Annotated in this window: 16 protein-coding genes; 6 read left to right on the top strand and 10 right to left on the bottom strand. The window is 66.0% G+C overall.

Going from position 1 to position 18,609, the window contains the following annotated elements; all coding sequences use genetic code 11:
- Positions 1–18 precede the first annotated feature (18 nt).
- On the bottom strand, positions 19–1,938 hold the full coding sequence (locus tag N2K99_RS06530; RefSeq protein WP_227933271.1) for a serine/threonine protein kinase: 1,920 nt from the start codon (positions 1,936–1,938) through the stop codon (positions 19–21).
- Positions 1,939–2,084: 146 nt separating this feature from the next.
- Between N2K99_RS06530 and lipB the strand changes: the two genes are divergently transcribed.
- The 3 genes from lipB (at position 2,085) to N2K99_RS06515 (ending at position 4,675) form a co-directional block, all read left to right on the top strand.
- Positions 2,085–2,813 (top strand): lipoyl(octanoyl) transferase LipB, encoded by a 729-nt coding sequence (gene lipB / locus N2K99_RS06525; protein WP_227922532.1) that lies wholly within the window; start codon positions 2,085–2,087, stop codon positions 2,811–2,813.
- The gene (gene lipA / locus N2K99_RS06520; protein WP_227933270.1) at positions 2,810–3,814 is read left to right on the top strand and encodes a lipoyl synthase; all 1,005 of its coding nucleotides are present in this window, start codon (positions 2,810–2,812) and stop codon (positions 3,812–3,814) included. Before lipB ends, lipA begins: the two co-directional genes overlap by 4 nt.
- A gap of 108 nt (positions 3,815–3,922) precedes the next feature.
- Positions 3,923–4,675, top strand: a complete 753-nt coding sequence (locus N2K99_RS06515) for a DUF4191 domain-containing protein (RefSeq protein WP_227922537.1) — start codon at positions 3,923–3,925, stop codon at positions 4,673–4,675.
- A gap of 67 nt (positions 4,676–4,742) precedes the next feature.
- Here N2K99_RS06515 and N2K99_RS06510 read toward each other — a convergent pair whose 3' ends face one another.
- On the bottom strand, positions 4,743–5,804 hold the full coding sequence (locus N2K99_RS06510; RefSeq protein WP_227933269.1) for an NAD-dependent epimerase/dehydratase family protein: 1,062 nt from the start codon (positions 5,802–5,804) through the stop codon (positions 4,743–4,745).
- Between the two features lie 38 nt (positions 5,805–5,842).
- Entirely contained in the window at positions 5,843–6,283 is a 441-nt protein-coding gene (locus N2K99_RS06505; RefSeq protein WP_227922542.1) for an RDD family protein, read from the bottom strand.
- 247 nt (positions 6,284–6,530) lie between these two features.
- On the opposite strand from N2K99_RS06505, the gene glnA reads away from it, so the two are divergent.
- A complete protein-coding gene (gene glnA / locus N2K99_RS06500) occupies positions 6,531–7,955 on the top strand; it encodes a type I glutamate--ammonia ligase (RefSeq protein ID WP_227922544.1) in 1,425 nt (474 codons plus the stop codon).
- Positions 7,956–8,186: 231 nt separating this feature from the next.
- On the opposite strand, the gene N2K99_RS06495 is transcribed toward glnA, so the two are convergent.
- Positions 8,187–8,840 (bottom strand): hypothetical protein, encoded by a 654-nt coding sequence (locus N2K99_RS06495; RefSeq protein WP_227922547.1) that lies wholly within the window; start codon positions 8,838–8,840, stop codon positions 8,187–8,189.
- A gap of 131 nt (positions 8,841–8,971) precedes the next feature.
- Complete coding sequence (locus N2K99_RS06490) at positions 8,972–9,148, bottom strand: hypothetical protein (RefSeq protein WP_227922548.1); 177 nt, start codon at positions 9,146–9,148, stop codon at positions 8,972–8,974.
- A 263-nt stretch (positions 9,149–9,411) separates the two neighbouring features.
- On the opposite strand from N2K99_RS06490, the gene N2K99_RS06485 reads away from it, so the two are divergent.
- Positions 9,412–10,083 (top strand): alpha/beta family hydrolase, encoded by a 672-nt coding sequence (locus N2K99_RS06485; protein WP_227922549.1) that lies wholly within the window; start codon positions 9,412–9,414, stop codon positions 10,081–10,083.
- Between the two features lie 254 nt (positions 10,084–10,337).
- Positions 10,338–11,024 (top strand): alpha/beta hydrolase fold domain-containing protein, encoded by a 687-nt coding sequence (locus N2K99_RS06480; protein ID WP_260554881.1) that lies wholly within the window; start codon positions 10,338–10,340, stop codon positions 11,022–11,024.
- Between the two features lie 27 nt (positions 11,025–11,051).
- On the opposite strand, the gene N2K99_RS06475 is transcribed toward N2K99_RS06480, so the two are convergent.
- The 5 genes from N2K99_RS06475 to N2K99_RS06455 form a co-directional block, all read right to left on the bottom strand.
- Positions 11,052–11,762, bottom strand: a complete 711-nt coding sequence (locus tag N2K99_RS06475; RefSeq protein WP_227933267.1) for an NUDIX hydrolase — start codon at positions 11,760–11,762, stop codon at positions 11,052–11,054.
- 54 nt (positions 11,763–11,816) lie between these two features.
- Positions 11,817–12,545, bottom strand: a complete 729-nt coding sequence (locus N2K99_RS06470) for an amino acid ABC transporter ATP-binding protein (RefSeq protein ID WP_227922554.1) — start codon at positions 12,543–12,545, stop codon at positions 11,817–11,819.
- Positions 12,542–14,002, bottom strand: a complete 1,461-nt coding sequence (locus N2K99_RS06465) for an amino acid ABC transporter substrate-binding protein/permease (protein WP_227922557.1) — start codon at positions 14,000–14,002, stop codon at positions 12,542–12,544. The genes N2K99_RS06470 and N2K99_RS06465 overlap by 4 nt, the downstream gene beginning before the upstream one ends.
- Before the next feature lie 110 nt (positions 14,003–14,112).
- Positions 14,113–17,127: a bifunctional [glutamine synthetase] adenylyltransferase/[glutamine synthetase]-adenylyl-L-tyrosine phosphorylase gene (locus N2K99_RS06460; RefSeq protein ID WP_227933266.1), complete on the bottom strand. Its 3,015-nt coding sequence runs from the start codon at positions 17,125–17,127 to the stop codon at positions 14,113–14,115.
- A 16-nt stretch (positions 17,128–17,143) separates the two neighbouring features.
- Complete coding sequence (locus N2K99_RS06455; protein WP_227922563.1) at positions 17,144–18,484, bottom strand: glutamine synthetase family protein; 1,341 nt, start codon at positions 18,482–18,484, stop codon at positions 17,144–17,146.
- Between the last annotated feature and the right edge of the window lie 125 nt (positions 18,485–18,609).

Below are 18,609 nucleotides of genomic sequence, written 5' to 3'. Positions count from 1 at the left end.
TCCGTGTAGCGTGCTGCCTCATGGCGGAGCCAGGATCCGGCTGATCCGCCATTCTCCCCCGCTTCGCACCAGCACCAGCAGCACCTCCTGCTGCTGTGCCTGCCCGTAACGCAGCACCGCACCGGCACTGTCTACCTGCGTGTAGCCGGAAACCTGCATCCGAACCCGCAGTTCCGCCGTTGCTGTTCCCTGCGCCGCCCGGGCAGCCCCGCTGCCGTCCACCACGGCTACTTCCGTGACCAGTCCGGACAGGGCATGCCCTTCAGCAGCGAGCCGGGCAATCTGCTCCTGATCGTCCTGCAGCGCTTCCGACCCCGGAGCATTCACGTAGTGAAGCAGCGCCGGGTCCGCACTGGTAAAGGCCCGGCTCCGTAGTTCGGCGAGCGCGGGCAGCGCCTGTGCCGGATCCTCAGCCGCGGTCACTGCCCGGAGCGATTCCACGGTTTCTGCGGGGTCCACCGGTGCGGGTCGTGTTGGAGCTTCGGGTGTTGAGGCTTCGAGCGTTGGTGCCGGCGCAGGAGCTGAGGTGTCCTGGGCAGCCGCCTGGGAACCGCCGGGGGACTTATCCGGGGCACCGGCACCACGGGCACGCAGGAGATCAGGGGCGGCGAGCGCTATCCCGGCAAGAAGCAGGACAGCAGCAACCACCACCGCGGCTGCCACGGGGAACACCCTGCTACTCATGGGGGAACTGCGGGATCCGCGGCCGCGTACAGTGCCCTGAGCGTCCCTGCGGGTCCTCAGTGCCTGGTCCGGCGCGGCATTTCCTTCGATGCTCCGCTCCCGAACAGCCGGTGCCCTATCCGCGTCAGCCCCGCCGCCTGGCAAAGCGTTCCCCCGCCGACCGCTTCCCCACCATTCCCTTCCCGCTGCACCCGGCATCCCGCCCGTTCCACGCGCCTGCCTTCCTCCGTGCGCCTGCCTTAGTCCGCGCCCCCGCCTTCGCCCCAGTGCCCTGCTGCGGCCCCGTTCCAGTTCCGTTCCTCCAACTACTCCGGACGGACCCCGCTTGCCCCGCCGGCGCTTCCGTTTCTCCGTCCCGGATCCGGCGGAGCCGGTCCGGCGCGTCAGCAGCTCGGGATGAACATCCGGATGGACTGCGGCCACCAGGTCTACCGGCAGCGCCGGAGCGCCACGGTACGCTGCCGCCGCAAATTCGTCGGCTGCGGGCCGATCGGCAGGATCCTCCGCCAATCCCGCCTCCAGCAGTGCCGGCAGCTCCCGGCCCACATCCGGTACCAGGATCGACAGCGGGGGACGGTCGCGGCTGGGCGGAGGAGTCCGTCCGGTTAGCAGAAACCAGCCCACGGCGGCCAGCGCATACATATCCATTGCCGCACCCAGCCCGGGCTCTGCATCGTCCGTGCTCTCCGGCGCAGAGAACCCGGGTGTCCCCAGGCGCTGCGCCCCCGGCTCTCCCAGCAGCCGTCCCGAGCCGAAATCCCCCAGTAGCGGCCTGCCCTCGGAAGTGAACAGGATGTTTCCCGGTGAAACATCCCCGTGGGCCGCACCCCGGGAATGGAGGTACCCCAGGGCTTCGGCTATTCCCACGAGGATACTGACCGCTTCTCCGGGCTGCACCGGCCCCCGGGCAGCCACCAGACCGGCAGCACTGCCGCCGGCCGCGTATCCGCAGATGAGGCCCGCGCCGTGATTCGTCTCGACCACCGCGTGCATCCGCAGCAGATGCCGGTGCTCCAGGCGGGCAAGGATATTCACCTCCCGTCGGGCTTCGAAGGCGTTCAGCGCCCCGTCTCCCCCGGTTACCGGGACTTTGAGGGCGAACGGAGCGCCGTCGTCGTCCCGCACCAGCCACACGGCGGCGCTGCCGCCCACTCCCAGCAATCGCTCTACCCGGAAACCGGGCACCTCGGGTGCGGGAGGTACTGGAATGCCGCCACTGGTCGCGGGATGTTCCGCCGGCTGGGTCGTGTCCATAAAAGCAAAGTCTTACCCTCCACCCAGGCCGCGGAGCAGTTATCCACAAGGTAGCTAAACCAGCGGGAAGACCAGGAAAACACCCCCGGCCGAGCAGCCCTGAAGTGTGGTCCACATTACGTCTGCGGGGGTCTAGGCTAGTGGCCATGGCTTTGGAGTTCACCCGCGTAGGCCTGTCTCCGCACTACGTGGAATATTCAGCAGGCTGGGACCTCCAGCAGCAACTGCACCGGCAGGTACGTGAGGGCAAGGCACCGAACACGGTGCTGTTGCTTGAACACACCCCTGTCTATACCGCCGGGCGGCGTACGGAGCCGCACGAGCGGCCTTTCGACGGAACTGAAGTAGTCAACGTGGACCGCGGCGGGAAGCTGACCTGGCACGGTCCGGGACAGCTGGTGGGATATCCGATCCTGAAGCTCGCCGATCCCGCACGCGTCCTGGCCTATGTCGACGGCCTGGAGGCGGCGGTCATCAGCGTGCTGCAGGACTACGGAATCCCGGGCGTCCGCGTCGAAGGGCGTTCGGGTGTGTGGATCCGCGGAGACGGGCAACCTTTCGGGCGTCCGGACCGCAAGATTGCAGCCGTCGGGATCCGCGTCCACGAGGGCGTCACCATGCATGGATTCTCACTGAACTGCAGCAACGATCTGGCCCCCTACAGCCAGATCATCGCCTGCGGTATCAGCGACGCGGGCACCACGTCGATCAGCGTCGAGACGGGACAAGCAGTGTCCCCGGCCGACGTCGTCGCCCGAGTGGAAGACGAACTTGCCGCCCGTGAGGCGGACCTGACCGGCACCACCCCCTCGAAGAACTTCCCCGGCATCGGCGCCCTCCCTGCCGGCAGCCGGCCGAAAGGAGCCCTGCTGTGACCCTCGCCCCTGAAGGCCGGCGCCTGCTGCGCATTGAACAGCGCAACGCCGCCGTCCCCGTGGAACGAAAGCCCGAATGGATCAAGGCCAAGGTAGACATGGGCCCTGAATACGTGGAGCTGAAGAAGCAGGTGAAGAAGGAAGGCCTGCACACGGTCTGCGAGGAAGCGGGCTGCCCCAATATTTTCGAATGCTGGGAGGACCGCGAGGCGACGTTCCTCATCGGCGGGTCCGAATGCACCCGGCGCTGCGACTTCTGCCAGATCGACACCGGTAAGCCCTCGCCGCTGGACCTGATGGAACCCACCAAGGTGGCACGCTCCGTCCAGCAGATGAACCTGCGCTACGCCACGGTCACCGGTGTGGCCCGCGACGACCTCGCGGACGAGGGCGTCTGGCTCTATGCCGAAACGATCCGGAAAATCCACGAGTTGAACCCCGGCACCGGCGTCGAGATCCTGATTCCGGACTTCTCCGGGAAAGTGGAGCACATCATCGACATCTGCGAAGCCCGGCCCGAGGTCTTCGCCCACAATGTGGAAACGGTTCCGCGCCTGTTCAAGCGCATCCGCCCCGCCTTCCGCTACGAACGGTCCCTGGACGTCATCACGCAGGGCCAGAACATGGGCATGGTCACCAAGTCCAACCTGATCCTGGGGATGGGTGAGACGCGCGCGGAAATCTCGGGCGCGCTGAAGGACCTGAAGGACTCCGGCTGCGACCTGATCACCATCACGCAGTACCTGCGTCCCAGCGAACGCCACCTGCCGGTGGATCGCTGGGTCAAGCCGCAGGAATTCGTCGAGATCAGCACCGAGGCAGAGGAACTGGGTTTCCTCGGCGTGATGAGCGGCCCGCTGGTTCGGTCCTCCTACCGTGCCGGAAGGCTTTGGGCCGGGGCCATGCGCCGCAAGGGGCGCGAGCTTCCTCCGCAGCTGGCGCACATCGAGGATTCGGGAAGCACGCTCCAGGAAGCTTCCTCCATCCTCGCCCGCGGGTGACGGCGGCCCGGTTACCCGGGCACTGCGCCAACCCCTGCGTCCCCGACTTCCGCCTAACCGTGCAGCCTTCCTAACCGCACGCCTTACATCACGTAGAATGAACTCATTATGGCCAAAAGCACCGATTCAGACGCATCCCAGAGCGCCCGCAAAGGCGTCTTTTCCCGCAAGCCGAAGGGGGAAAAGAAGCCCAAGAAGGAAGGGCGCATGAAGCAGATTGCCCAGGTCTTCAAGATGACCCGGCGCAATGATCCCAACGTCGTGTGGCTGATGATCGGCGCGTTCCTCGGCATCATCGCCGTGGGCCTGCTGATCGGCTTCCTGATCGACAACTGGATCACGATGCTCATCATCGCCATCCCGCTCGGCCTGCTCGCGGCAGTGTTCATCCTGTCCCGCCGCGCAGAACGGGCGGCATTCACGCAGATTGAAGGCCAGCCGGGAGCCTCCGGCGCTGCCCTGAGCGTGCTGCGCCGCGGCTGGATCCTTGAGGAACAGCCCGTCGCCGTGAACCCCCGGACCCAGGAAGCCGTGTTCCGGGCCATCGGCCGTCCCGGCATCGTCCTGGTCACCGAAGGTTCGCCCGCCCGCGCCAAGGCACTTGCCGACGGCGAACGGCGCCGGATGAACCGGATCGTCCCCAAGGTTCCGATCACGGTCATCCACACCGGCCGCGGCGAGGGCCAGGTTCCGCTGTCCAAGGTGGCAACCACGGCCAAGAAGCTCCCCAAGGCACTGACCAAGCAGGAAGTCGCCACCGTCAACAAGCGGCTCTCGGCGCTTGGCACCCGGCTGCCGATCCCCAAGGGCATCGACCCCTACCGCGCCCGTCCGGACCGCAAGGCAACCCGCGGACGCTAGCCGATTCTCCACCAAAAGGGCCCCCTTACCGGGGGCCCTTTTGTTTTGCCCTTAGCTTGTTTTGCCCTTAGCTCCCTTCCGGCAGCAGGGAAGCCGCGTCCGCCAGCCGGGCCAGCAGGTCGTGTTCTTCCGCGGGGGTGAGTCCCGCTCCACGCGGACGTCCGACGCCGGCGGCTTCCTCCCAGGCGAGGGTGTCCTTAAGCGTCTGCCGCAGCGGTCGAAGCCGGAGTCCGGCGGAACGCGCCCGTGCATGGGACCGGGCGTTCATGCCGTGCCAGTCCGGATCTTCCAGCCAGAGCGGCAGCGACCGGGGACCGGACCACTCGTTCACGCCCTGCTCGCGGAGCCATTGCGGCGTTGCCGGGACGGTGATCCGTGGAAGGGGTGATTCTGCCACCCGGGAGTTCGGTGCATCTGGTTCCCCGACTCCTGCTGCCGCCGCTGCCTCGGCCAGGTGCTCCGAGAACGGCACCGTCTCCCCCACGGCATTGAACACTCCGGCGGTCCGCTGCTCAGCCACCTGCACGAGCCACTGCGCCAGGTCCCGGACGTCAATGAGCTGCGTAGGCTGTCCCGGCACATCCGGCACGAGGACAGGGCCGCCCTGGGCGAAACGCAGCGGCCAGTATCCGCTGCGCCCCGAGGTATCCCCCGGGCCGCCTATCAGCCCGGCACGGACCAGGGCATGGGAGCCGGCGCCAAAGCCTGCAGCGACGGCCTGCTCACAGGCGACCTTGGCGGGACCGTAGCTTTCCATGCTGTCCATAACGTCTGCCGCCAGGGGTGCCAGAAGCGGGGCGTCCTCCTCCTGGCCGAATTCCCGTTGGCCGGCATAGACGTTGCCGGTGGAAACAAACACGTAAAAGCCCCCGGCGGCCCTCAGGTCGCGGACGGAGCGGCGCACCTGTCCGGGCTGGCGGGAGACGTCGATGACAGCGTCCCACTGCTCCCCTGCGGCGGCTGCGAGGCCGTCGTCGGCGTCGCGGTCCACCCGCAGGAAATCCGCTCCAGCCGGCGGCTCGCCCGAGCTTCCACGGGCGGCGCATGTGACGTCGTGGCCTGCGGCCAGCGCGGCGACGGCGGTCTGATGGCCAAGCCAGGCGGTTCCGCCCAGAATCAGTAGTTTCATATGCAGGAATCTGCCAGATTCCGGCAATTCAGGGAAGCTTAGTGTTTAACCTTCACCAGCACCGTGCCCAGTGCCCGGTCGTGCAGGCCGCGCTGGTCGGCGTCGAACACCACCGCCGGAATCACCAGGCACAGCAGCAGCGTGCGGACCACTGCCGCCGGAATTCCCGCCGCGCGGCCGTCCATTTTCTGCACCTGCAGGCTGAACACACGGTGCCCGATGCTGTAACCGAGCAGGCTGACGAGCAGGATCTGCTCGACGGCGAAGATCGCCAGGATGGCGAAGTCATCTCCGCCGAAGAGCCAGTAGGCAATGAGCGAGGCGATGGCCCAGTCGATCACCAAGGCGCCCAGGCGGGGGCCGACGCGCGCAATGGACCCCGGGCCGGTACGCGGGCGGCCGAGGCGTTTGCCCGGCCACGTACTCTCGTCGGAGGGAGGGCCTTCCAGCCAGGAACCTATATCGCTTCTATCGACCACGGTTAAAGACTACCCGGGTGGCAACGGCGGAAATAAACACTCCGTTATCACTGTCCCCCGAGGTTGCGGATAGGGTGGAAGAGAGACCATCGACTGCGTAACGTACCGGAAACACATGTGTCACCGCCGGGAAACCCGACCCCTTTAGGGTCAAGGTGAGCCGCCGGACGTTCAAAGGGCCCGGCGCCAGCCAGGTCTTGCAGCCCGAGGTCTTCCACCCAAACAGTTGTATAGGAGTACATAAACGATGTTCAAGAACGCGGACGAAGTCCTCAGGTTCATCGCTGACGAGCAAGTGAAGTTCGTCGACATCCGATTCACCGACGTACCCGGAGTGCAGCAGCACTTCAATGTGCCGGCCAAAACCGTAGATGCCGATTTCTTCGTCAACGGTCAGCTGTTCGACGGCTCATCCATCCGCGGCTTCCAGGGCATTGCAGAGTCCGACATGCAGCTCATCCCGGATGTCACGACGGCGTTTATTGATCCCTTCCGCATCGAGAAGACCCTGGCGCTGAACTTCTCGATTGTGAACCCCCGCACCGGCGAGCCGTACCACCGCGACCCGCGCGGCGTTGCCGAGCGTGCCGAGGCCTATCTGGCCTCCACCGGCATCGCCGACACGGCTTTCTTCGGTTCCGAGGCCGAGTTCTACATCTTCGACAACGTCCAGTACGAGTCCTCCCCCAAGGGCAGCTTCTACAAGGTGGACTCCGAGGAGGCGCCCTGGAACAGCGGCCGCGAGGAAGAGGGCGGCAACCTGGGCAACAAGACCCCGTACAAGGGCGGCTACTTCCCCGTGGCACCCGTGGACAAGCAGGCCGACCTGCGTGACGCCATCAGCGTGGAGCTGGACAACGTGGGCCTCGAAGTCGAGCGTGCCCACCACGAGGTCGGCGGTGCCGGCCAGGCTGAGATCAACTACAAGTTCACCACGCTGACGCATGCGGCCGACGATCTGCAGAAGTTCAAGTACATCGTCAAGAACGTGGCCGATGCCTGGGGCAAGTCCGCCACCTTCATGCCGAAGCCGATCTTCGGTGACAACGGTTCGGGCATGCACTGCCACCAGTCGCTGTGGAACGGCGGCGTGCCGCTGTTCTACGACGAGAAGGGCTACGCCGGCCTGTCCGACCTGGCCCGCTGGTACATCGGCGGCCTGCTGAAGCATGCCTCGGCCGTGCTTGCCTTCACCAACCCGACGGTCAACTCCTACCGCCGCCTGGTCAAGGGCTTCGAAGCTCCCGTGAACATGGTCTACTCGCAGGGCAACCGTTCCGCCGCTATCCGCATCCCGATCACCGGTTCCAATCCGAAGGCCAAGCGCCTCGAGTTCCGCGCTCCGGATCCCTCCTCCAACCCGTACCTGGCGTTCTCCGCACAGCTGATGGCGGGCCTGGACGGCATCAAGAACCGCATCGAGCCGGCGGACCCGATCGACAAGGACCTCTACGAGCTGCCGCCCGAAGAGGCCAAGCACATCCAGAAGGCACCGGCATCGCTCGAAGAGGCACTGGTTGCCCTGGAGAACGACAACGAGTTCCTCCAGGCCGGCGGCGTGTTCACCCAGGACATGATCGACAGCTGGATCTCGTACAAGCGTGAATTCGAAATCATGCCGCTGGCACTGCGCCCGAACCCGTTCGAGTTCGAGCTGTACTACGGCGTTTAATCCGCCTCCAAGCTGCAGCCTCCAGCCGCAGCCCGGACACCCCAACCGCCTCCGCCCGTCACCGGGCGGGGGCGGTTTTGTCTTCCCTCGGGCTTTTCGGCGTCCGCAGGGTGTCCCACGAAGTGGGGCCGGTGTGACTGCTGTAACCACTTCGGGAAACATCCGTACCGTTCCGTGGGATGCTGTGCCGGCGGCCGAACCCGCTGCAGGACCTGCAGGACCTCCCGGCGGCTACAGCGTCACGCCGTCGGGAAGGTCCGGTGCATCGAATTTCTGCCGGTCACACTCGGCCTTCAGCTGCGGGTAGGTGGCGGCAATCAGGTCAAGGATGCGGTTGCGGACCACCAGATAGGCCTCCCCGACGCCCACCACGCCCTTGAATTCCTTAAGCTCCTCCTCGTAGGAGGTCTGCTGGTGGCGCAGGTAGTTCACGGTCAGCCGGTTCAGCCGCGACGGTGCCGTGGAGAGGCTGGCCGGCGACTGCTTGCCGCGGAGACGTCCGTTGAAATGCTCGATCGCCTTACGCTGCATGGTTTCCCACGGCTCGGGAACAATCCGCAGCTCCAGCGCTTCGGCGACGGCGACCGCTGCCTTCTTCTTCACCAAGGCACGTTCCCGTGCCGCCAGCTGCCGGTTGCGGGAGGCTTCACGGGCTTTGGCATACTCCGGGGTGGCCTCGATGGCTTCGACGCGTTCCAGGGCGTAGAGCTTCATGGGGGCTGCCTTGCGGGAAAACGGGTTCCGTGCCGTCTTGTCCGGTTCGGGCAGGAAGGTCTTGATCTGCCCGTCGGTCCAGCCCCGCTCCTTCTTCAGGTCATTGGCGATGAGCATGCCCTCGCTGTTTGCCGGTTTGGGACGCGGCGGATGGTGTTTGCCTCTGGGCACGGTGCTCCCCGGATGTAGAAGTGGTGTCCTCCCATTCTAGGAGTTCAACGGTTCCGGCCCGGAAACACAAAACGCCGCCATTCCCGGGCGGGAACGACGGCGGAGACTTCTTCTGCGCTGTGCCTTGTGCGTTACGCGGTTGCTTCGGCGATGACCTGGCTCGTGGCCGGTTCCGCGTTCAGCATCGCGATTTCGGCTGCCGATACTCCCCCGGCAACCAGCGCACATCCGGCGGCAATGGCCGTGATCTGTGCGGTGAATCGTGAAGTGGTGGTCCTGCTGCGTGTGACATTGACGTGCTTCAACATATAGCTTGATGCTCCCTTCGAGAGGCATGGGATAGCACTCCGGACACACTGAATCGATGTGCCGAAAAGCGGTGGCTTCTGCGCCGGAGTGGTGGTTTTGCGGTTCGTCGCCCAAGGCGGACCGCGGAATTCAGGAGAGGCTGCGCGTGCTGCACTTACTGGCTGCGCTTATGGGGCCTTCGGATCCTGTCCGCTATCAAGTCTACTGGTATTACCTTCTGTGCTCAAGGTGCGAAGCCCGGGATGGCAGTACGTTTGAACACATGCAAGTTGATCATCTTGACCTGACCATTCCCGTCGGCGAGGCGAACGTATCGGCCGTTTTGTCCCGTCCCGAGGGCTCGGCGGTCACCGTCGTCGTCGCCCATGGAGCCGGAACCGGGATGGAGCACCCCTTCCTCACCGGGTTCACCGGCGCCCTGAACGACGGCGGCGCGGCCACTCTGCGCTTCAACTTTCCGTACCGCGAAGCCGGGAAGAAGTTTCCGGACCGGGCTCCCGTGGCCGTCGAGACGTGGAAGGCCGTTATGGACACTGCTGCGGAGCACGACGGCGGCGGGCCGGTCTGGGCGTGCGGGAAGTCATTCGGCGGCCGGATGGCGTCCATGGCGGTGGCGGAGGGTATGCCTGCGGCCGGCCTGGTGTACCTGGGTTATCCGCTGCATCCGCCGGGTAAGCCGGAGAAGCTGCGTGACGAGCACTTATACGGCCTGACCCTGCCGATGCTGTTCCTGCAGGGCACACGTGACACTTTTGCCCTGCCCGGCGAGCTGGAACCGGTGGCCGAGCGCATTGGCCCGAACGCGCACGTCCAGCGCGTGGAAGGCGGAAACCACTCCTTTGAGGTCCGCGGACAGAAGCGCACGCCGGAGGCGATCGGAGCTTCTCTGGCTGCGCCGGTCCTCGACTTTATCCGGGACGGCGCGAAGCCGTGAGCGCCGTGTCGCCCGACGAAACTGCAGGCCGGGAGGAAATGACACCCAGTATTGGGATGAGGCTGTTGACGCCGTATCTGCGGCTGACTCGGAAGCCTCTGACCGCCACTGCGGAACGCGCGGAGGCGAGACTGGCGAGGGGCAAACAGGCTGCCCCGCCACCCCGAAGGCTGTTGCGGAAGTACCGCGTGGAGCAGAGGAGCGTCGAGGGGTTCTCCTGCTATTCGGTGGTGCCCCGGTCCGCGGGCACCTCCGTGCCCGGAACTGCCGCCCGAGCGGTGTTGTACCTGCACGGGGGTTCTTACATCAGTCCGATCAGCGCCTGGCACTGGCGGTTCATCGGCCGTCTTGCGGCAGCGGGCCACCGGGTGGAAGTTCCGTTGTACGGTCTGGCGCCGGACTACAGCCATCGTGATGCACCAGCACTGCTGGCGTCCGTGTACCGGAGGCTCCTTGAAGACTACGAGCCACAGGATGTGGCTTTTATGGGCGATTCAGCCGGTGGCGGGCTGGCCCTGGCTTTTTCCCAGCGGCTAGCTCAATATTCTCTGCCTCAGCCGCGGCGTTTGATTCTGCTCTCCCCATGGGTGGACGTGGCGATGGAAAATCCGGAGCTTGCCGCGGTTGAAGCGGTGGATCCGTGGCTAAGCCGTGCCGGACTTCGGGTTGCGGCACGTGCTTGGGCGTCCGGTGATCCCCTCGGAGATCCCCGGATCAGTCCCGTCAACGGCATAATCTCGGGGCTGCCGCCGACGGATGTGTTTGTCGGAACCCATGACCTGCCCTATCCCGATGTGCTCCGGCTGGAAAGTCTGATGAGGTCTGCCGGCATCCCTGTTTCGCTGCACGTTGCTGACGGCGCTGTCCATGTCTACCCCCTGCTTCCCGTGCCCGAAGGCCGGGCCGCACGGAAGAAGATTCTGGAGCTGCTGCAGTCTTGAGCCAATAGCTCCGGGCCCATCCCGGAACTACGGGGTGCGCTCGTAGCGCCATGAGGTCTTGTCCATCACGAGCCGGTGCCGTGCCGGCCTGGAAGCATCCAAAGCTGGAGCAGAAGCCCCGCCGGCAGCCGCGCCGGAAGTGCCGCCCACGGCGTCGTACTCCTCATCACCGGCCCAGGCAAGGACCGTCATGGGCTCGTATCCGGTGAGGGGACGGGTCCGGAAGGTTTCCGGTTCAGCACCCGCAAGCCGGGCCAGGGCCGCACCGACGGAGGTATCGGAGGTCAGGGAGTGCAGCGTGACCCAGGTCGGCGCAACCAGCTGCATCAGCCCGTTGCGGTGCCGGTCCAAAGCCTCCGCCGGCAGGAGCCACAGGTGGTTGAGCAGCTCCCCCGGGTTGAGGTGGATATCCCCGGCAGGAGCCTTCGCGGCAAAGAACCAGGTCTGGTAGCGCCGGGGAATGTTCTCCGGCGGAATCCAGCAGGACAGCGGCATGAGGTCCGCGGCAGCAAGGACCAGCCCGGTTTCTTCAGCGGTTTCGCGTACTCCGGCCCGCAGGGCGGCCGCTGCTTCCGGCTCTCCCTCCACACGGTCGTCCGGGTCCACCCGGCCGCCAGGAAAGACCCAGGCACCGCCGAAGGAGCCCGCGGTCGGCCGCTCCAGCAGCAGCACCTCGGGGCCGGCGTCGGAATCCCGCAGCAGTACGACAGTGGCCGCCGTACCGGTTAGTTCGCTCATTGATAAGAGCATAACGAATACCGGCGGCGGCCACTGCGGGGGCGGGGTGGAGCGCTAGAGCACCTTGGCCAGGAAGTCCTGAAGCCGCGGAGCCTGCGGGCTGCCGAAGAGCAGCTCCGGGGTGTTCTCTTCGACAATGTGGCCGTCGGCCATGAAGATCACGCGGTCGGCGACTTCGCGGGCGAAGCCCATTTCGTGGGTGACAACGACCATGGTCATGCCTTCCCGGGCCAGGTCACGGATGACCTGGAGCACTTCGCCCACCATTTCCGGGTCGAGGGCAGAGGTGGCCTCGTCGAAGAGCATGATGTCAGGCTGCATGGCCAGCGCGCGGGCAATAGCCACACGCTGCTTCTGGCCGCCGGACAGCTGAGCCGGGCGTGCGTCGGCCTTGTCTGCCAGGCCAACCCGGTCCAGCAGTGCCAGCGCGGTCTTGCGGACCTCGGCCTTCGGTGCCTTCTTCAGCTGCACCGGAGCGAGCATGATGTTGTCCAGCACGCTCATGTGCGGGAACAGGTTGAAGTGCTGGAAGACCATGCCGATGTGCTGGCGCACCTCGTTCAGGTTCACCTTCGGATCGGTGAGGTCGAAACCGTCAACTTTCACCGTGCCGCCGGTGATGTCTTCGAGCTTGTTCAGGCAGCGCAGGAACGTGGACTTGCCGGAGCCGGAGGGGCCGATCACGCAGACCACTTCGCCTTCGGCCACGCTGACGTCCAGGCCCTTGAGGACCTCGTTGGATCCGTAGGACTTCCGCAGTCCGATGGTTTGGATCTTGCTCACTTGTTAAACCTCTTATCCAGGACGTCCGCCAGCTTGGTCAGCAGCGTAATGACGATGAAGTACAGGGCCGCCACGATGATCAGGACCTCTGCGGTACGGAAGTTCACCGCGTAGATCTGCTGGCCCTGGTACGTCAGCTCCGCAAAGCCGATAACGGCAAGCAGGGAGGTGTCCTTCAAGGTAATGACGAACTGGTTGATGAAGGAAGGCGTCATGATCTTGATGGCCTGGGGAATGATGACCTTCTGCATGGTCTTCCCGTAGCCCAGTCCGAGGCTGCGTGCCGCTTCCATCTGGCCGGGATCCACGGACTGGATGCCGCCGCGGACAATCTCGGTCATGTAGGCGCCCGCGTTGAGGCTCAGGGTCAGCACGCCGGCCGTCAGCACGTCCACCGGCTGGCCGATGATCTGCGGCAGGCCGAAGTAGAAGAAGAAGGCCTGGACCAGCACCGGGGTGCCGCGGAAAATACTCACGTACACGGTGGCGATGCCGCGCAGGATCTTTGACGAGCCGACCTTCAGGAAGCCGAAGAACACGCCCAGGACGAGCGCGAAGAGCAACGACAGTGCGGTTGCCAGCAGGGTCAGCCCCATGCCCTTGGCGAAGGCCGGGCCGTTGTCCGTGATGAGGGACCAGAAGCTTGAGTCCTTGGCGCCGGCTTCCAGGTAGGTGTCCAGGATTTCGTCGTATTCGCCGCTTTCCTTCAGGTCGGCGAGGCCGGCGTTGAAGGCGGTGAGGAGTTCGGGGTTGGCACCCTTGTTCACGGCGAAACCGTACGAGCTGCCGGCTTCCTTCTCGGTGACGGTCTTCAGGCCGTTGCCGGAAGCCACACCGTAGGCAAGCACGGGGTAATCATCAAACACGGCCACGGAGCCGCCGGCCTTGACGTCGTCGTACATCTGGGCGGACTGCGCGAACGCAACCACCTCAAAGCCGTACTCGTCCTTGATGGACTCGGCGAACGTCTGACCTTCTGTCCCGGTCTTGACCGCTACGCGCTTGCCGCGAAGATCCTCGTACCCGGCGACGTCGTCGTTGTTCTCGGCGACGGCCATCTGGATGCCGGACTCGAAGTACGGATCCGAGAAGTCGAAGACCTGCCGGCGCTCGTCGGTGATGGACATGCCGGCGATGACGCCGTCCACCTGGTTGGACTGCAGCGACTGCAGTGCCGCGTCAAAGCCGAGGGACTGGATTTCGACATTGAAGCCCTCCTCCTCGGCGATTGCGTTGAGAAGGTCCATATCGATACCGACCAGTTCGCCGTTTTCACGGAATTCGAACGGTGCGAAGGTGGTATCGGTGCCGATGACGAAGGTCTCACCCTCGACGCCGTCCGCTGCAAAGGCTCCGGCCGCAGGTATCCCCAGCAGCAAAGCCAGGGTTGCGAGGAAGGTGGTCAGCGGTACGGCCAGTTTAGCCGGGCCCTTTAAGGCCCGTTTGCCACTAAGCAAAGTAAACGTCTCCTAGCTCTTTCACTGCGGCCCACGCCGCAAATGCCCTCATAGAGCGTACCTAGAGCAGTGGCAATGCAACGAACTGGAAGGGCCTTCAGGAGCGTGACCTAGGTCCCGTATCCGTAGAAATACCGTTCGAAAACGGCCCGGGCATGCCGGGTGAGCTTGAGGTAGTCCTCCTCCAGGACTCCGCCCTGGCCTGCGCCGTAACCGCACCAGCGGGCCACGGCGTCCAGTTCCCGGCGGGAGGAGGGCAGCACGTCGGGGTTCCGTCCGCCGCGGATAACATTTGCGCTTCGGACCCGGCTGGCGAGCAGCCAGGCCTGGCGGAGGGTGTCGACGTCGACGGCGGGAAGCAGCTCCGCCGCCTCGATCGCGTCCAGTGCGGGAAGGGTCGCCGTCGTCCGCAGCTCCGGCACGCGGTGCGCGTGCTGCAGCTGGAGCAGCTGGACCAGCCACTCAACGTCGCTGAGGCTGCCGCGTCCGAGTTTGAGCTGGCGGGAGGGATCGGCCCCTCGGGGCAGCCGTTCGGCTTCCACCCTGGCCTTGATCCGGCGGATTTCCCGTACGTCCTTGACCGTGACCTCCTCCGGGTAGCGGACCGGATCGATCAGGGCCATGAAGTCCTCGGCAAGAGCATCGCTGCCGGCCATCGGACGCGCCCGCAGCAGGGCCTGCGCTTCCCAGATCACCGACCAGCGCTCGTAGTAGCCGCGGTACGACTCCAGGCTGCGTACCAGCGGCCCCTGCCGGCCCTCGGGGCGCAGTCCGGCGTCGAGGACCAGGGGGCGTTCGGCCTGGACGGCCGGGCTGCAGGGCTGCTGCAGGAAAGTGGAGATCTGCGAGACAACCTTCTCCGCCTGCGCCTGCGCTGCCGCCGGGTCGACGCCGGGCAGCGGGCGGTGCACGTACATCACGTCGGCGTCGGAACCATAGCCGATCTCCCGTCCGCCCTGGCGGCCCATCGCGACTACCAGCAGATCGGTGAGCTTCTCGCTGCTGCCGAACACCTCCGACTCCGCAACATGCAGGGCTCCAAGGACAGCGGCACGGTCGGCATCGGCCAGGGCACGGCCGACGTCCTGCTGGCTGAGCAGGCCAGCGCTGTCGGCGATGGCAATGCGCAGCATCTCCCGCCGGCGGATCAGCCGGATCAGCCGCATGGCCTCCGCAGGGAGGGGATGGCGGGACATCTTTGACTGGATTTCCTGCCACTGCGTGTCAAAGGACGCCGGCACCAGGTCCTTGTCGGAGGCCAGCCAGGAGGTGGATTCCGGCGAGACCTCCAGCAGGTCGGTAATGAACCGGCTCGAGGACAGGATGGAGCACAGCCGCTCCCCCGCGGCCGAAGAGTCGCGCAGCATGCCCAGGTACCAGTGCGTATCGCCCAGGTTTTCGCTGAGCCGCCGGAATCCCAGCAGGCCGGCGTCGGGGTCCACGCCGTCGGCCAGCCACGCCAGCAGCACCGGAAGGAGCTGCCGCTGCAGCGCGGCACGGCGGCTGACTCCCACGGTCAGCGCCTCGATGTGGCGCATGGCGCCGCGGGGATCCGCGTAGCCCAGTGCGGCCAGGCGGGCCTGGGCTGCCTCGGGTGTCAGCCGGACCTCGTCCGCGCTCAGGTTCGCCGCGGTGCTCAGCAGCGGGCGGTAGAAGATACTCTCATGCAGCCGCCGCACCAGGCGCTTGCGGCGCTGCCACTGTTCCTGCAGGCGTTCGGCGCTGGGCCGCTCAGGGGAAAGGGACCCGGCGCTGGACTTGGCGAGGGCCCGCAGTGCGGCTTCGCTCTCGGGCATCAGGTGGGTGCGGCGCATGTGCACCATTTGGATGCGGTGTTCCAGCACGCGGAGGTAGCGGTAGGACTCGTCCAGTTCCCGGGCATCGGTACGCCCGATGAACCCGGCGTCGCTGAGCGCGGCAATCGCAGCGGTTGTGGTGCGCACCCGGAGGGATTCGTCGACCCGCCCGTGCACCAGCTGCAGCAGCTGGACGGTGAATTCGACGTCGCGCAGTCCGCCGCTGCCCAGCTTCAGCTGCCGCGCCTCTTCGTGGGCGGGAATGTTGTCGGTGACCCTGCGGCGCATGGCCTGCACCGATTCGACGAATCCGTCCCGCTCGGAACTGCTCCAGATCAAGGGGGCGACGGCTTCTTCGTAGCGCCGGCCCAGGTCCCTGTCCCCGGCCATGGCGCGGGCCTTCAGCAGCGCCTGGAACTCCCAGCTGTGCGCCCAGCGCTGGTAGTAGTTCAGATGCGAGTCCAAGGTGCGGACCAGCGGGCCGTCCTTGCCCTCGGGACGCAGGTTGGTGTCCACCTCCCAAAGCGGGGGCTCCGGTGCTGAAGCGTTGATGGCGCGGGAAATCCCGGCGGCCAGAGCCGTGCCGATGGCGGAGGCCCGCTCTTCCGGCAGCCCGGAGGATTCGATCACGTAGATGACGTCGACGTCGGAGATGTAGTTCAGTTCGCGCGCGCCGGCCTTGCCCATCCCGATGACGGCCAGGCGCACGGCGGAGATTTCTTCGGCCGGGTAGCTTGCCGTCAGCTCCGCCCGGGAGACCGCCAACGCAGCTTCCAGGGCCGCGCCGGCCAGGTCAGCGAGCTCGCGTCCGGCCGCAGGCAGGAAGTCAGTGGGCGACGCCGCGCCAAGGTCCCGCACGGCAAGGTCCAGCAGGTGCCGGCGGTACCGGGCCCGCAGCGCCACGTAGGCTTCGGTGCCCGTCAGGCCGGCCACGGGTGCTGCGCCGCTGCCCGCATGTACGGCGTCCAGCAGCGAGGCCCGCAGGGTGGGTTCATCCGTGCTGCCCGGTTCGGCGCGCAGCTCGCGGTGCAGCACGCCGACATCCCCGGGATGCCGCATCAGGAACTCCGCCAAGGCGTCCGAGGCCCCCAGGAGCCGGAACAGGGCTTCGCTGCGCTCGGCGCCGCCGTTGACCAGTTCCACCAGCTCCGGGGCACGGCCGATCAGCCGAACCAGCGACTGCAGTGCCAGGTCCGGATCCGCCGAGCAGTTGAAGCCCGCGAACAGCGCGTCCTCATCGATGCCCTCGAGCTCCGAAGCCGCCAGGAACCGCGTGCTTTTTTCCAGGTCGCGGAAACCCGTGGCGATCAGCCGTCGAGTCAGGCTCATCGGTGCCGGCCCCTTCCTAGAGGATGCCCAGGTTCTTCTGCAGCTCGAACCTGGTCACCTGCTGGCGGTATTCGTTCCAGTCCGCACGCTTGTTGCGCAGGAAGTTCTCGAAGACCTGCTCGCCCAGGATGTCGGCCACCAGCTCGGACTCCTCCATAACGCGCACGGCGTCATGCAGGGACGCCGGCAGCGGGTCGTGGCCCATGGCCCTGCGTTCTGCGGCGCTCAGGCTCTCGATGTCGTCTTCGGCGCCCGGGGGCAGGTCATAGCCCTCTTCAATGCCCTTCAGGCCGGCCCCGAGCAGCACCGCGTAGGACAGGTACGGGTTGGCTGCGGCGTCGATACCGCGGTACTCGATGCGGGCGGACTGCCCCTTGTTCGGCTTGTACAGCGGCACCCGAAGCAGTGCGGACCGGTTGTTGTGGCCCCAGGACAGGTAGCTCGGGGCTTCGCCGCCGCCCCAAAGCCGCTTGTAGGAGTTCACGAACTGGTTGGTGACTGCCGTGAATTCCGGGGCGTGCCGCAGGATGCCCGCCATGAACTGGCGTGCGGTGGTGGAGAGCTGGAACTCGGCACCGGCCTGGAAGAAGGCGTTGCTGTCGCCCTCAAAGAGGGAGAAGTGGGTGTGCATGCCGGAACCGGGATGGTGCGAGAACGGTTTGGGCATAAAGCTCGCGTAGCAGTTGGTCATCAACGCGACTTCCTTGACCACTGTGCGGAAGGTCATGATGTTGTCCGCGGTCTGCAGGGCATCGGCATAGCGCAGGTCGATCTCGTTCTGACCCGGCCCGGCCTCGTGATGGCTGAACTCCACGGAGATACCCACTGCTTCAAGCATGGATACGGCCGTGCGGCGGAAGTCCTGCGCGACGCCGCCCGGGACGTGGTCGAAGTAGCCGGCCTGGTCCACGGGAACGGGCTGGCCGTCTTCGCCGAGTTCGTCCGACTTCAGCAGGTAGAACTCGATCTCGGGGTGGGTGTAGCAGGTGAAGCCCATGTCCGCGGCCTTCGCCAGCTGGCGCTTGAGCACGTTCCGCGGGTCGGCAGCCGACGGCTGGCCGTCCGGGGTGAGGATGTCGCAGAACATCCGTGAGGTCTGCTCCTCGTCGCCGCGCCAGGGCAGGATCTGGAAGGTGGAGGGATCCGGCTGGGCCAGCAGGTCCGACTCGAAGATCCGGGCCAGGCCCTCGACCGAGGAACCGTCAAAGCCCAGGCCTTCCTCGAAGGCGCCTTCCACTTCCGCCGGCGCCAGCGCCACGGACTTCAGCTGGCCGACGACGTCGGTAAACCACAACCGCACAAACCGGACATCGCGCTCCTCGATGGTGCGCAGAACGAATTCCTGCTGGCGGTTCATCCTTACCTTCTTTCCTGTACACGGCTCAGAGACATGTGAAACCTTCTTCACTCTACCTACGTGTGCAGGATTTGGTCGGCAGCCCGCGGGGATCCCCGCAACGAACCCGCCGGGCGGGTCCCCGC

Source organism: Arthrobacter sp. zg-Y1110, from assembly GCF_025244865.1.
Taxonomy (GTDB): Bacteria; Actinomycetota; Actinomycetes; order Actinomycetales; family Micrococcaceae; genus Arthrobacter_B.
Note: the sequence above shows the minus strand (reverse complement) of the source record. Positions and strands in the feature narration are given on the sequence as shown.

Bases quoted from the DNA above. Each gene is read 5' to 3' on its own strand.
- N2K99_RS06530 (WP_227933271.1), bottom strand. From the start codon at position 1,938: ATGGACACGACCCAGCCGGCGGAACATCCCGCGACCAGTGGCGGCATT.
- lipB (WP_227922532.1), top strand. From the start codon at position 2,085: ATGGCTTTGGAGTTCACCCGCGTAGGCCTGTCTCCGCACTACGTGGAA.
- N2K99_RS06515 (WP_227922537.1), top strand. From the start codon at position 3,923: ATGGCCAAAAGCACCGATTCAGACGCATCCCAGAGCGCCCGCAAAGGC.
- N2K99_RS06510 (WP_227933269.1), bottom strand. From the start codon at position 5,804: ATGAAACTACTGATTCTGGGCGGAACCGCCTGGCTTGGCCATCAGACC.
- glnA (WP_227922544.1), top strand. From the start codon at position 6,531: ATGTTCAAGAACGCGGACGAAGTCCTCAGGTTCATCGCTGACGAGCAA.
- N2K99_RS06490 (WP_227922548.1), bottom strand. From the start codon at position 9,148: ATGTTGAAGCACGTCAATGTCACACGCAGCAGGACCACCACTTCACGA.
- N2K99_RS06485 (WP_227922549.1), top strand. From the start codon at position 9,412: ATGCAAGTTGATCATCTTGACCTGACCATTCCCGTCGGCGAGGCGAAC.
- N2K99_RS06475 (WP_227933267.1), bottom strand. From the start codon at position 11,762: ATGAGCGAACTAACCGGTACGGCGGCCACTGTCGTACTGCTGCGGGAT.
- N2K99_RS06460 (WP_227933266.1), bottom strand. From the start codon at position 17,127: ATGAGCCTGACTCGACGGCTGATCGCCACGGGTTTCCGCGACCTGGAA.
- N2K99_RS06455 (WP_227922563.1), bottom strand. From the start codon at position 18,484: ATGAACCGCCAGCAGGAATTCGTTCTGCGCACCATCGAGGAGCGCGAT.